The organism is Cellulosimicrobium sp. NPDC057127, assembly GCF_042670945.1.
Taxonomy (GTDB): Bacteria; Actinomycetota; Actinomycetes; order Actinomycetales; family Cellulomonadaceae; genus Cellulosimicrobium.
This window is the reverse complement of sequence record NZ_JBHUUP010000014.1, coordinates 37,252-50,617: the sequence shown is the minus strand read 5'-3', so window position 1 is coordinate 50,617 and position 13,366 is coordinate 37,252. Positions and strand designations below refer to the sequence as shown.

Below are 13,366 nucleotides of genomic sequence, written 5' to 3'. Positions count from 1 at the left end.
GGATGAAGGTCATGGCACGTCCCTCGAAGTACCCGCCGGAGATGCGGGAGCGTGCGGTGCGGATGGTCGCCGAGGTGCGACCGAACTACGGCACGGAGTACGAGGCGATCCGTGAGGTCGCGCGCAAACTCGGGATCGGTTCGGCTGAGACGCTGCGGCAGTGGGTGCGCCGCGGGCAGGTCGACGCCGGCCAACGCCCCGGGATCACGTCCGAGGAGTCGGCGGAGATCAAGCGGTTGCGGCGCGAGAACGCCGAGCTGCGGCGGGCGAACGAGATCTTGAAAACGGCATCGGCTTTCTTCGCGGCCGAGCTCGACCGGCCACAGACCAGGTAGTGGCGTTCATCGAGGCGCACAAGGATCACGCCGTGGGTGGTCTGCGTTGGGGAGTCGAGCCGATCATCGCTGTCCTGCGCGAGCAGGGCATCCAGATCGCCCCGTCCACGTACTACGAGGCTCGAGGCCGTGCCCCCTCGCGCCGGGCGGTGCGTGACAAACGGCTGCGCAAGGTCGTGTTTGAGGCGTGGTCCGAGCGCCGGGTCCTGGGCGCCGGGAAGCTGTGGCTGAGACTGCGCAGGGACGGGCACGACATCGCCCGGTGCACCGTGGAGCGTCTCATGGGCGAGCTCTGCGTCACCGGGGTGGTGCGGGGCAAGGCCCGACGTGTGAGGTCACCGGGGCCGTCGGCGGTCCGTGCAGCCGATCTGGTCGACCGGCACTTCGCCGCCCTGGCGCCCAACACGTTGTGGGTCGCGGACTTCACCTACGTCCCGACCTGGTCGGGCATGGTCTACGTCGCGTTCGTGTTCGACGTCCACTCCCGCCGGATCCTGGGCTGGCGGGCAGCGACCTCGATGCGGACCAGCCTGGTGCTGGACTGCCTGGAGATGGCGCTGTGGACCCGGCGCACCGAGGGCGTAGTCGACCTGTCCGGGCTGGTCCACCACACAGACGCCGGCAGCCAGTACACCTCGATCGCGTTCACCGACCGTCTCATCGACCACGGCATCGACGCATCGGTCGGGTCCGTCGGGGACGCGTACGACAACGCCCTGGCCGAGTCCCAGATCGGGCTCTACAAGACCGAGCTCATCCGCCCCCGAAGGCCCCTGGAAGGGCCTCGACGACGTCGAAGCCGCCACCCTGGACTGGGTCCACTGGTTCAAATACCGAGCGCACCCACGGATCGATCGACGACCTCACCCCGGTCGAAGCCGAAGCGGCCTACTACAGTCACCATCAACGCCAAGCCGGCGCGGCTTGACGCACGAAACCCAGTCCCCGGACACGCCGGGGTGAACCGTCACGGGTTTCGTGCCGTCTTCATGCTGGCTGCGGCTCCGGTCGGAGGGCAGGGTTCGTAGCGTAGTGTGCTGCTTCGGCCTCGGTCGGGGTGAGCATCGCGAGGCTGGAGTGCAGTCGGCGGTGGTTCCACCAGTCGACCCAAGCCATGGTCGCCATCTCGACGTCGGTCAGGTTCTTCAAAGGGCCGGTCGTGAACGGGCCGGGCTTGATGCACTCGTTCTTGAACAGCCCGATGATCGACTCCATCAGACAGTTGTCGTACGCATCCCCGACGGTGCCGATCGACGCGGCGATGCCCTGCAGTGCCAGGTGCTCGGTGTAGCGCACGGACACGTATTGAGACCCGGCGTCCGAGTGTGCCGTGAGTTCGCCCGCCACGATCGGGTGCTGCTGCTGGTCACGGGCCCAGCACGCCATCCGCAGCGGGACCAGGACGAGGTCGGTCGGGCGGGTGCTCATCGCGTGCCACCCAACGATGCGCTGGGCGAACACGTCGACGACGAACGCGACGTAGACGAACCCGGCCCAGGTGCGCACATAGGTGAAGTCGGCCACCCAGACCCGGTTCGGCGCGCCGGCGTGGAAGTCGCGGTTGAGCAGGTCGCCGGCCCGCACCCCGTCCTTGGCCGGGATCGTGGTGCGGTGCGCCCGGCCGCGTCGCAGCCCGTTCCACCCGTGCGCACGCATCAAGCGGTCCACGGTGCAGTGCGCCACGACCAGGCCCCGGCGACGCAGCAGCGCGGTCATCTTCCGGCGCCCGTACAACGACTCCGGGGACGGGCGCCCGTGGACGTCGGTGCGCAGCGAACGGATCGCGTCGACCACGACCGCATCACTGAGGGTCCGGGCCGACACTGGTGCCGCCGACCAGGACCGGTAGGTCCTCGCGGCGACCTGCACGCCCTGCTCACGCAGGACGGCACAGATCGACTCGACCGCGAAGCCCTGGAGTCTCATCTGGTCGATGAACCCCATGATCAGCGGCCGCGGGAGTCGAGCTCTCCCGCGAAGAAAATCGAGGCCGCACGCAGAATCGCGTTCGCCTCCGCCAGACGCTTGTTCTCCGCCCGCAGCCGGCGGATCTCCTCCGACTCCGCCGTCGTGACCCCGGACCGGGCGCCGTCATCGACGTCGGCCTGCGCGACCCACCTGCGCAACGACTCCCGCGCGATCCCGAGCTGGGCACCGACCGCGACCGACGCCGCCGTCACCGACCCGTAGTCCGCCACGTGCTCACGCACCATCCGCACCGCCCGAGCCTTGACCTCGGGGTCATACTTCTTCGGCATCTCGCCATCCTTCATCACAAGGAAGCGGCAGAGAACCCGTGACGGTTCAGGGTGACTCAGAACCCGGGGCGGTTCAGTTCCGGGCAACCCTGACGACGTCCTCACGAAACTCACGGGGATAGGGCTTGGGCACAGCAACATCCTTCCAGCCTGCTCGACGAGCAAGCGATCTGAGATGTCACAGATTCGTGCAGCAGCCCCGACGCCGCAGGAAACCGCGCCGGCCGCCCACGCGACGCCACCGGCAACAACGGCTCCAGCACCGCCCACGCCGTATCACTCAGATCACCACGCGCCACAACCCCAGATCATGGCGAATCAGACACACCGTGCGGAACGGACTTCCGAAACAAGCCCTAGCTGTCCAGGCCTCAGAGGTTGGTCAAGGTGTCCGGGAAAGCGGGTCAGGCCCCATGCGCTCAACTGCGAGCTGTCGAACTCGCAACACCGTACTGAGCCAGCCACACTGCGATACCCACGACCAGCACCGCGATCGTTTCGAGCGTGAAAGCAACGGCCGTCACCGCAACAAGTGAGAATATGAGCACCGCTACCCAAGAGGCCGGCCCGCCACCTGGCGTCCCTCTCAACCGAGGCCATCGATTGATTATGGCCCTGAACGTCACGATTCCGCCGGGCACGCCCGCCCAGTATCCGATTACCGCCCCCTCCGGGGAGTCGAAGATTGCGCCAACGACGACGATCGCAATGGCAAGCAAGAAGTTGCCGACCCACCCGACCCTCCGCACGCGTTTGAGCTCTTCTCGACCCTCTTCCATGCGCCGCGTGGCCCCCAAGGCGCCCCCGTCGTTCTTCATCATGGCCCCCGCCATCCGATACTCCGCGTCACGAGCCCACTCCCGTCCCGATAATCCAACCCGTCGTCTCGATCATAACGGTGTTCAGGTACGGCAAATCACGCCCCGCCATGTTGGCTAGCGCGGTCGCACCCGTACCTGCACCGTTCGTCGCCGCTCCAACCCCAGCACTTGCTAGTGAGCGCAATGCCGCGTCGTTGTCTCCAAGCCGATAATTGGCCGCGGCGTTGACGAGCGATAGACCAGTTGACATCCACCCGAACGTCGCTGTAATCCTCGCTCCATTGACTATCAGAGCTACGCCCGTGGGCGCCGTTACTGGGCACGTCGAGCCGATTGAAGCCAGGCACGTGCCCCCGAGTGCAACACCCGCGCCTTGTAGCGCAACTCCACCGAGTGCAACGAAGCCAGTGGCGGTAGCGCCGTGCCCGCTCCAGCGCTCTATGCCCTGAGCGGTCAGTAGGTTCCGGTGCAACGATGCGCCGAATGACGGCCCTCCGGATCCCTCACTCGGGCCGACACTGCTGGGAACCCACGTTTGAGGCGAGTAGGAGGGAGGCTCCCAAACACTGTCTGCATTCGTCTTCCACTGAGGAGTCCCATTGCGAGACTGAGGGTATGTGGACTCGCGCTTCACTCCGGCAATGGGGTCGGCGGTGTTCTGCCGGAAGAACTTCGCCGCTCTTGCGATCTTGACCTTATCGGAAGCTCTCGTCGTACCGTTAGGCGCTACATAGCCGCCCGCCGCCCCACCATCAATAATATAGGGCTTGAGCCCGGTTGGATCGGACCATGTGGTTGGATTGTTATTCGAATAGCTGTATGCCTGCCACTGCTGGGGGTCCTTCAGGTCCATGATCGGGTCGACGGTGATGAACCGGCCGATCTGGGGGTCGTAGTACCGGGCTCCGACGTGGGTGAGGCCCGTGGTGTCGGTGGGCTTACCGAGGAACCCCTTGTCGTCGACCCAGGGGTCCTCTTGTCCGCGCGGATTGCCGTACGGGTCCTGGTAGCGGCGCGTGGTCTGCTGATCGCTGTTACGCACGGCCAGCTGTGCGGTGCCGTGGTGGTCATTGATCAGCGTCTGGGTGCTGGCGGTGTCGCTTCCCGTACGGACGGCGACAGTCGTGCCGTTGAACGTGTAGTAGCGCGCCGCTGTGACCGTGGAGCCGGTGAGAGCCAGTTCCTGTCCGCCGGGCAAGTAGGCGGTGGTGGTGCCGTTCTCGCGGCGGATGAGACGGTCGCCGTCTGCGGTGTAGAGGTACTCCCCCGCAACCTCGGCGTTCTCGGTGATCGTGTCGAGCTTGCCCTCGGCGTCCCAGGTCAGCGCCTGCGGGCTCTCGCCCGCGACGTGACGCGTCGTGGTATTGCCCGCGGCGTCATAGTCGTAGCTGCTGACCGCGGCATCGGTCCCCGCCGTGCTGACCTCGGTGACGGCGTGCGGACGAGCAGAACCGGCAGCCGGGTAGGCGTATGTGCTGGTGGTGTCAGCAGCGGTGGTGTGCTGCGTCGTGCTCGTGCGGTTCCCGACGAGGTCGTGCGTGTAGCTGGTCCAGTACGGCGCGGCACCCTCGAGGTTGGCGACCGTGCGCCCGCTGGCAGCACAGTCAGCAGAATTCGGTGTCCATGCCTCGGTCAGGCGGCGCAGGCCGTCGTAGGTGAAGCACTGGGTGTCGGTCGAGTTGCCCGCGGGACGGTCGGAGATGCTGGTGATGTTGCCGGCGTCGTCGTAGGTGTAGGCCAGGTCGACGTCGAGATTGGCGACGTTCTCCCGCGAGACCTTCAGGGTCGCGGGACGACGGGTGCCGTGCTCGTAGGTGTAATTGAGGAAGGTGCCGTACAGCGCGCCGAGGTCCTGCGCCTGGACCTCGCCATACGGCGAGTACTGGGTGCTCGCGACGATCACCATCCCGGTCGACAGCCGGTTCGGCAGGGACAAGGAGTCGTAGACGATGCCCTGGGTCTCAGCGGACAAGTTCCCCGCCGCGGGAAGCCTGGTCGTCTTCAACTGCCCATTCGCGGTGTACGTGTAGCCGGTGGTGTACGTCCCCGCGAGTTCCCTTTCGGCGGTGGGGAGAGTGACCGACTGGCCGAGGGGGCGGTATCCGTCGTCGTACCCCGTGACGGCGGTGGTGTAGGCGTTGGCACCATCGTGGCGAGTGGACGCGGTGAGCTGTCCCTTGGCGAGCGTGTCGTAGGTCCACGAGGCACGCAGTGCACCGGTCGCAGTGCCCTCGCGCAGCTGTGTCTTGCGGCCGAGGTTGTCGTAGACGGTGGCGAGGGTGATCCCGCGGGCGTCGGTGGACGTGAGCTGCTGGCCGGCGTCGTCGAAGGTCGAGGACGTTGCGCCCTTGTCCGGGTCCGAAGCCGACGTCTGGCGACCCAGGAGGTCGTAGCCGTAGGTCCAGGCGTTGCCAGCGGGGTCGGTGACCTTGGCGAGCCGCCCGGCCTTGTCCCACGTGTAGGTGGTGTCCTGGTGGTTGCCGCTTGGGCTAGGGCCGGTGTACTGGCGCAGCGCGGTGGTCTGGCCGCGGGCGTCACTGACGGTCGTGGTCGGGGTGCCGCCGGTGGGCGGGTCGACGCTGACGCGGTCGCCGCCATACGTGGTGGTGGTTCGCCAGCGTTCCTGCTCGTGGACCTGGAGGATCTCCGCGGTGATGCGCCCCGCGCCGTCGTACTCGGTCAGGGTGCGCCCCGGCACCGCGGACGTCGGCACGACCGTCGTGGTGGCAGGGTCACCGGCGGTGAACCACGGCGCGTTCGACCGTGTGACCAGGCCACGGGAGTCGTAGATCGTGTCGGTGACAACACGGCCCGGCGTGTCCCGGTCGGCGGACGGCACCTGGGTCTGGCGGGCGCGCAGCAGCCCGTCGTACAGAGCGGTGGTGGTCCGGTAGCTGGTTCCGTCCTGCATCAGCGTCTTGGTGACCACGGCGTTCGGGTCGGTCGTGGAGACGGTGTACGCGTAGGTCGTGTTCGCGCTCTTGGACGTGGCCCGCCCGGGCAGCCAGACGGCGGTGAGCCGCCCGAGGGCGTCGAAGGTGCCTTGCGTAACCTTGCCGTTGGGGTCGGTGACCTTGGTCGTGGCGCCCCATGCCGGGTCGAGCTCAGTCGTGGTGACGTGCGCCGTCAAGGGCCCAGTGCCGTCCGGGTCCGGGCTCGTGGTGACGGTCTTGGTAACCGCACCTGCACCGGCCGGGGTGTAGGCGGTGGTGCTGGCGCGTCCGAGCGCATCGGTGACCTTGGTGGGCCGCCCGAGTGCGTCGTACGTCGTCGTGGCCGTCGTCAGGTAGCTCGGGGTCGCACCCGTGTAGGCCTTGACCTGCTCGGTCCTGGTGACGAGCCCCTTGGTCGGGGCGGTGCCTACAGCTGCGCCGTCGTAGGCGTACCGTTCGTCGCTGATGACGTGGCCTGGGCGGGTAGGCGTGGTGGCGCAGTTGACCCCGACGGTCTCGCTGCGCGACACAGCGCCAAGGATGTTCGCCGCGGTGTTGCGCGCGTAGGTGATCCGGGTGCACTGGTCGTCGGCCGCGGTGGCGATGTCGCCGAGGTCCTCCACCTGGGAAGCCATGCCGTAGGCGTCGAACGTCGTCGTGACCCGGGTGGTGCGCTTGCCGCCCGGTAGCGCCGGGGCGGTGGTGTCGGTCTCGGAGGCGCTGATGCCCGTGCGGTGTGCAGTCGTGCCGTCCGCTGCGGTCGCCGTGGCAGCCGAGCGCCACGGCGTGCTGCGGGTGGTCGCCACGACCGTGGAGCGGTCGTACGTAATCTCTTCGCGGGCGAACCCGTTGAACTGGTCGTGGTCGGTGATGCCGTCGACGGCGCTGGTCTTGGTCCCGCCCGCCGGGTTCGCGCGGTCTCCGTGCATGCCACGGAAGTACCGGTAGCGGGTCTTCAGCTGCGGCTGGTCGCCGCTCGGAGCACCGGTCAGGACGTCGACTGTCGCGTATCCGCGCCACTGACCCCAGGTGCGGTACTTGGCGGGGACGAGCTCGTTGTCGTCGTAGTGCCATGCTCCGTCCCCGACATAGGAGTAGTGCGTCTCCGTGGCCCGCGATTCTCCGTCGCGCCCGTCGGCCGCGACCGACGTGACGACGTATTTGTGGAAGTACTCCATCGTCAGCCCGATCGAGCCTTCCGGGTCCCAGTACACCGGGAAGCACCGACGCGTGTTGGACTCCGGGCTGGCGGGCAGGCTCGTGGTGCTGCAGTCCTGTGGGCTGTAGTTGACGCTGATCGTCGCCCCGGACTCGGTGTTGATGCCGTGGACCCGGAGTCGGTTCATCGCCGGGCCGAGATCGCCGAGGGTGTCGACACGGTTGGCCATCTGCGTGCCGAGGAACGTGACCTTCGGCAGCGCCACAGCAGTGCTTCCCGCCAGGCCCGTGTGCTCGATCGACGCCAGCCACAGGACCTTGTTGGTCCCGTCGCCGGGGTCGGGGAACTGATGTCCAAGCGTCCAGGAGTCGACGCTGCGGTACGCCGCGCCGGTCAGGACCTTGGTCGTCACCGTCGTCAGCCGTTTGCGCGTGAAGAACGACGGGGAGAACTTTCCCGGGCACGAGGTCGCCGAGGTGCAGATGAGGTCGAACGGCACGTCGGGCCACTTCGCCGCGTTGGCAGTGGTCAGATCTCCGGGAGCGCACGCGAACGTGCTCGTCTGCACGCACCGCTCCGCGACGGTGAGGTCCACACGCCCCGGCGCCGTGACGCCGGCCTCAGCGCCGGCGCGCGTGCCGTACTCGATGCGCGAGAGGTGGCCCCCGCGCACGTAGGACGAGACCGCCTGGCCGAGGTTGCGCCCGTAGGAGTTCGTCTCCTTGGCGTACACGTACGTCAGCGAGTTCCCGGAGGTGTCGATGACGTAGTCGAGGTTCCACCGCCACACCTGGTTGCAAGAGGAGTCAGCGAACGCCGCCTCGTAGCACGGCTCCCCGGGATGGTTGCCGTAGACGGGGACTGTCCACGCCGAGTTCAGTGCGAGGGTGTCCGTAGCGGACCGCTTGTCACGGCCGAAGAAGTACTGCGTGCCGTCCGGGGTCGTGACCTTCCAGTGCTCCCCTGCCTGCCCAGAGTTCCACGCGCCGGTGAGCTTCTCGACCTTCGTCCCGTCGTCACGCTTGGGCCTCCACGTCCCGGTGGCCGCGTCCTTGATGAGCTCGGTCGCGCTGCCGCTGAGCATCAACGTCGCGTTGTCCGACTTCCAGCACAGGTCCCCGGTGTCCCGGGTCGCGTTGTTGGCTCCGCCGCTCTGGTCGTCGGTGCACGCGGCGTACTTGCGCTCCACGAACCCGGTGGCCAGGTCCCAGCCGTCCCCGATCCACGAGGACTGGTTGTTGGTCGATGCGACCCGCCCGTCCAGGGATCCAGAGTTGTAGGAGATCGCCAGCGCCGGCTCGAGCCCGCCGCCGACCGGCGGCACGCGCAACGGGTAGGACCAGGCGAAGTCACCCGTCTGCTCCGACACCTGCCAGGTCGCCGACGCGGCGAGGGGCGTCGCCGTCCAGTCCCCGGTCGGCCCGGTCGGTGCGGCGGCCAAGGCGACCACGCCGCTCGATCCAGCCGCCAGCGTCGTGGTGGCTGCCCGGCCAGTGTTCACCGTCTCCAGCTCAGTCGTCCGCTGGCATCGTGCTGCGTCGGGGTCGGTCAACGCGCATTCAGGCAGCTCGACGAACCGCGCCCGCGACGCCCAGTCCCCACCGAACGCACCGCCGACCTCAGTGAAGTCAACCTCGACCTCGACCTGCTCCCCGAGCGGGCCACCATCGGCGTCCTCGAGCTCGAGCACCGTCCCGGTCAGACCGACCGCGGCGGCTGCCTCAGCACCCGCCGACTCCACGAGCACCTCGCCGTCGCCCGCGTTCCGCGTTTCCGTCACGGAGAGAGCGACGTCGAGCCCACCGACCTCGACCGGCTTCGCGGTTGAGCGCCCAAGATCGACGCGGGCCCGGTCCGCTCCCGGCAGCTTCGCGCCGACGGACACGGCCTCCTGGCGAGAGGCCGCGCCGACTCGTGCACGCAGCGAAGACTCCTCGGCTGGGATCGGGGCTTCCTGATCCACCGTGGGAGCCACCTGCTGGCCGTGGGCGGCACGCTCCTCCAGCGTCCACGATTCCCGCTCGGCGAGCTCGTCCTCCCCCGCCGCAGGCGGCGCGACGAGCAACGTCACGACCAGCGCCGAACCCACCGACGCCGCAACGGCCGCGCGCAGCCGCCCTCCCCTTCTCGCGGACATTCGAGCCTTCCTCGTCGTCGAGATCTTCACGGGTCAGCTCCCGAGGGGATTGCAGTCGCGGTAGCGCTGCTCGTCGGTGGGTACGGAGGCGTAGGCCCGCACGCTGGAGACCACACCGTCCCAGCGCTGGGTGGGCTGGCCGGCGGCTTGTGCTTGCCCGAGGGCGAAGGCGCCCGTCGCCACCCAGGGCGTTCCGGCACTCACGGCACCGGCCGGAGCAGGCTCTTCGAACTGCAGGGGCCGGCACACCCACAGCTGTGCCGTGCCGGTCGTGGCGTCGTAGACACCGGTCAGCGAAACCCACTGGTCCGCGACCACGGGAACGGCCGACGCCGACACCACCCGCGCCGGAGCCGACGCGTCCTCGCCATTGAGCCAGAACGCCCAGCACGACAAGCCCGCCTCTGCGGGGCACTCGTCTCCCGTGCTGACGCCCAGGCCGAACCGTGACGCGTGCTGCCCGTCCTGACTCACCGCCGTTCGCGGCTGACCGTCCACGACGTCGGTGCGCACCATCGCGTTCACCGCGAACGTCTTGTCCGTGGCCACGACCGGCCCGCTCGATGTAGCCGCCGCCGTGGAACCGTCGAACGACAAGCCCTTGTCCGGTGAGCCCGGGTCGAATTCGACACCTGCGCCGGGCACCCACGACGCACCACCGGACACCGTCAACGGGTGCGGGGTCATGCCTGCGCCTGGCTGGTCACCGGCGACCGAACCCGACCCTTCGTCCAACGACCAGTACCCAACCTTCGCCGGCACCGACGGGCGGATCAGGTAGTCCACCCGGTCGCTGGTGTTGCCCGCCCGGTCCACCGACTGCACGGACAGCGTCACCGGCACCACGCTCGTCGGGGTGAACGACACCGTCGTCGACCCGCCCAACGCGACCGACGCCGTCCTGTCCAACGCGTCCGAACCGAACGAGTACTTGTACGCCACCACGTCCGACGAACCACCAGGCCCGAACGAGAACGACCCCGCCGTCCCCACATCCGCACCCGGCACCCCGTCCGGGAAGACCGACGAGCTCACCACGGGCCGAGCTGGACGAGTCACGTCTACCGTGAACTCGCAGAAGCCAGGATGTTCGGAACGTCCGTTCTGGTCTGTTCCGGACGCGACCCAACGATAGGTCGTGCCATCCACGAGTCTTCCAGAGGGGACAGGCATCGCATGTGTGCCGCCCGATGCCAAATAGGTCGTTGTCGACTGGCGGAACACGAGTGCATAGTCCGAGAGCCGGTGCACGTCGAAGTTCCCGCGGATCGTCCCTCCGTCGGGGTCGGACAACGTCACCCGCAGTGTCGGCGTGGTGGACCTGATGAACGGACGCTCAGGCCCCATGACGCACTTCGACACCGGGTCGGAAGTGCTCATGCCCAGCGGCGCGTTCGGCGCCCTGTTATACGTCACGGACAGCCGGGCATCGCCGCGGTACCGCTTCCAACTCCCGGCCATCGAGCCCTCGTTCGATGCTTTGAGTCCGATCGCGAGTGTCCTCCAGTCCTCACGTGCTTGGAGCTTGGCTCCCTCGATAACGTTGAACTCGACATCGCGCCGGTTCCCGCAGGACTCCCGGTGAGCCAGGTTCTGCGAGGTGATCCATGTGCCCCAGCTTGAGACATGGTTGTTCCACGTCGTCGCCGACGTGACGGGTCCCGTGGCGTACGCCTGAACGCCGGTCGGCGAACAACTCCAGGAGTGCTCACCAAAGACGGTGAATGTCGCTGAGGCGATGTCGAGCGGCCCCATGCTCCCGATCACGTCCAGCCCGTAGAAGTGCCAGACCAGGCGGTGAACATCATTGGACCGTGTGCACGCCGAGGTCGCCCCTGGATCGCACAATCCGAGTCCCGCACTACCCGAGAACTTGTAGCCGGCCACGGTGTTCGGCACAGCTGAGCGAATCAGGGTCCAGGCGTTGCGGCTGCCGGAGACGCTGGGGTCGATGAAGACGGGCCATGTGGTGTCAGGGTCGTCCAGCATCGCCTGATCTGGCGTGATGGTGACCGAGCCTCGGCCCTGGTTGTGATCCCACGGTCGCAGGCATCGGCGCGACGTCATCGCTCACCAACGGAGCGGCTGCCCGGTCCGCCGCCGTGACCTCACCTGCCACGGCCGCGTGTTCGGCCGAAGCGGTCGTGCCGGCCAGCGAGCGGAAGGCCGAGAGAGGGCTGAGCCCACCGGACGGCGGGGCCGACGACGTGGGCGTGGCCGAGTCCCACATCAACGGCGTCGGCGAGGTGAATACCTTGTCCCCCGCGGCGTCTGACGCCTCGAACCCGCCGTCGTGCGAGGACACCGACAGCCCCTCGCTGGTGGTCACGGGGAAGGACAGCTGCGCGAGCTCCGGATTCGCCGCGGCTTCGGGCGTAGCCACGCGCAGCACCTCGGAGAACCCCGTGCCGTCCTCGTCGACGGTCACGATCAGATCGACGTCCTCCAGCACCTCGGGATACGTGACCTGCGCCCCGTCCACCGCCGGGTCGGTGAGCTCGAACGGCACGTCGAACGTCAGCTCATGACCGTCCTTGACGATCCGCGCCAACGGTTCCGCCGGGTCCGTCCCGTCCGAGAACCGCATCTCGAACGTGGGCGCCACGACTTCCAACCCCGCCGCACTCTCGACGACGGTGGTGTCGATCTGCTCCCAGGCACCATTGACGTCCGTACGCACCGCCGTCGCCGACGTCTCCACACGCGTCAAACCGTCCGGCGTCGCGAACACCGTGTCCCACGGCGTGCGCTCCGAGACGACCTCGACCTCGACGTCGCACGTCTCTGCGACGCGCACTGCCGTCGACGCGTCGGCGGCCTGCTCTGCGCAGACTTCCTCGACGTCAGTCTGCATCTCCGCGTCACCTGCCGCAGCCGGTACCGCCCCGGCCACGACAAGGGCCGCGCCGGTACAGGCTGTCACACCGGAGAACCACCATGGGCGTGCAAAGTCAGAACGGCTCGCCACGAGTCACCGCTTCCGTACGCAGCGCCCGGCGACAGCGCCGGACGGAGACCGAAGCCAAACGCCCCCTGCGGACTTGGCCCCATGCGCGACTCTCAGGTTGTTCTCAGCCGAGGATGGTGACGCCGAACATAGTGTGACGAACCGACCACGTGCAAGGGTCAGTCAAGAATTGGCGTTCAGTTAACCCAGGCGCAACGGCCATCGGCGGGCATGCCGCGCGCTGCTACTCCGCGTTTGCGCGGTACGCCGCCCGCAGCGGTCCGAGGTCGAGCTTGGTCTGCGTCATCATGACGTCGACGACGCGCTGGACCTTGGCGGCGTCCGGGTCCTGCAGCATGGCGAGGAACTCGAGGGGCACGACCTGCCACGACAGGCCGAACTTGTCCTTGAGCCACCCGCACTGCGACTCCTGCCCGCCGTCGGCGGTGAGCACGGACCAGTAGTGGTCCACCTCGTCCTGCGACTCGCACTCGATCACGAACGAGACGGCCTCGGTGAACGAGAACTCCGGGCCGCCGTTGATGGCGTCGAACCGCTGGCCGGCGATCTCGAAGTTCGCGGAGACGGGCGTGCCGTCGGGCTGGCGGAACACGTCGCCCACCTTCGCGTCCGGGAACACGCTCGTGTAGAACTCGACGGCCTCCTCGAGGTTCCCGTCGAACCACAGGCTCGGGATGATCGCGCGCATCGTGCTCTCCTCGTCGTCGGCGACGACCCGTGCGGCCGTCACTGCTCCGACGCCGCGTGCGCGGCGA

Annotated in this window: 6 protein-coding genes and 1 pseudogene; 1 reads left to right on the top strand and 6 read right to left on the bottom strand. The window is 67.9% G+C overall.

Going from position 1 to position 13,366, the window contains the following annotated elements:
- The first annotated feature begins 11 nt into the window (after nucleotides 1-11).
- Nucleotides 12-1,263 (top strand): annotated as a pseudogene (locus tag ACFTZA_RS13850) (IS3 family transposase).
- Nucleotides 1,264-1,322: 59 nt separating this feature from the next.
- On the opposite strand, the gene ACFTZA_RS13845 reads toward ACFTZA_RS13850, so the two are convergent.
- From ACFTZA_RS13845 to ACFTZA_RS13820, 6 genes are all read right to left on the bottom strand, one after another.
- Nucleotides 1,323-2,593 (bottom strand): IS3 family transposase gene (locus tag ACFTZA_RS13845; RefSeq protein WP_378195821.1). Its coding sequence is split into 2 segments (ribosomal slippage): nucleotides 1,323-2,320 and nucleotides 2,320-2,593, totalling 1,272 coding nucleotides; the frame shifts between segments, so codons are not numbered across the junction.
- A gap of 419 nt (nucleotides 2,594-3,012) precedes the next feature.
- Nucleotides 3,013-3,414 (bottom strand): hypothetical protein, encoded by a 402-nt coding sequence (locus ACFTZA_RS13840; protein ID WP_378195818.1) that lies wholly within the window; start codon nucleotides 3,412-3,414, stop codon nucleotides 3,013-3,015.
- A 25-nt stretch (nucleotides 3,415-3,439) separates the two neighbouring features.
- Nucleotides 3,440-9,673 carry an RHS repeat domain-containing protein gene (locus ACFTZA_RS13835; protein ID WP_378195816.1) on the bottom strand — a complete coding sequence of 2,078 codons (6,234 nt, stop codon included), beginning with the start codon at nucleotides 9,671-9,673 and terminating at the stop codon, nucleotides 3,440-3,442.
- A 3-nt stretch (nucleotides 9,674-9,676) separates the two neighbouring features.
- Nucleotides 9,677-11,632 (bottom strand): LamG-like jellyroll fold domain-containing protein, encoded by a 1,956-nt coding sequence (locus tag ACFTZA_RS13830; RefSeq protein WP_378195813.1) that lies wholly within the window; start codon nucleotides 11,630-11,632, stop codon nucleotides 9,677-9,679.
- Nucleotides 11,616-12,497: a hypothetical protein gene (locus tag ACFTZA_RS13825; protein ID WP_378195810.1), complete on the bottom strand. Its 882-nt coding sequence runs from the start codon at nucleotides 12,495-12,497 to the stop codon at nucleotides 11,616-11,618. The genes ACFTZA_RS13830 and ACFTZA_RS13825 overlap by 17 nt, the downstream gene beginning before the upstream one ends.
- A gap of 337 nt (nucleotides 12,498-12,834) precedes the next feature.
- Nucleotides 12,835-13,341, bottom strand: coding sequence for a VOC family protein (locus tag ACFTZA_RS13820; RefSeq protein ID WP_378195807.1), 507 nt, complete (start codon nucleotides 13,339-13,341; stop codon nucleotides 12,835-12,837).
- Nucleotides 13,342-13,366: the final 25 nt, after the last annotated feature.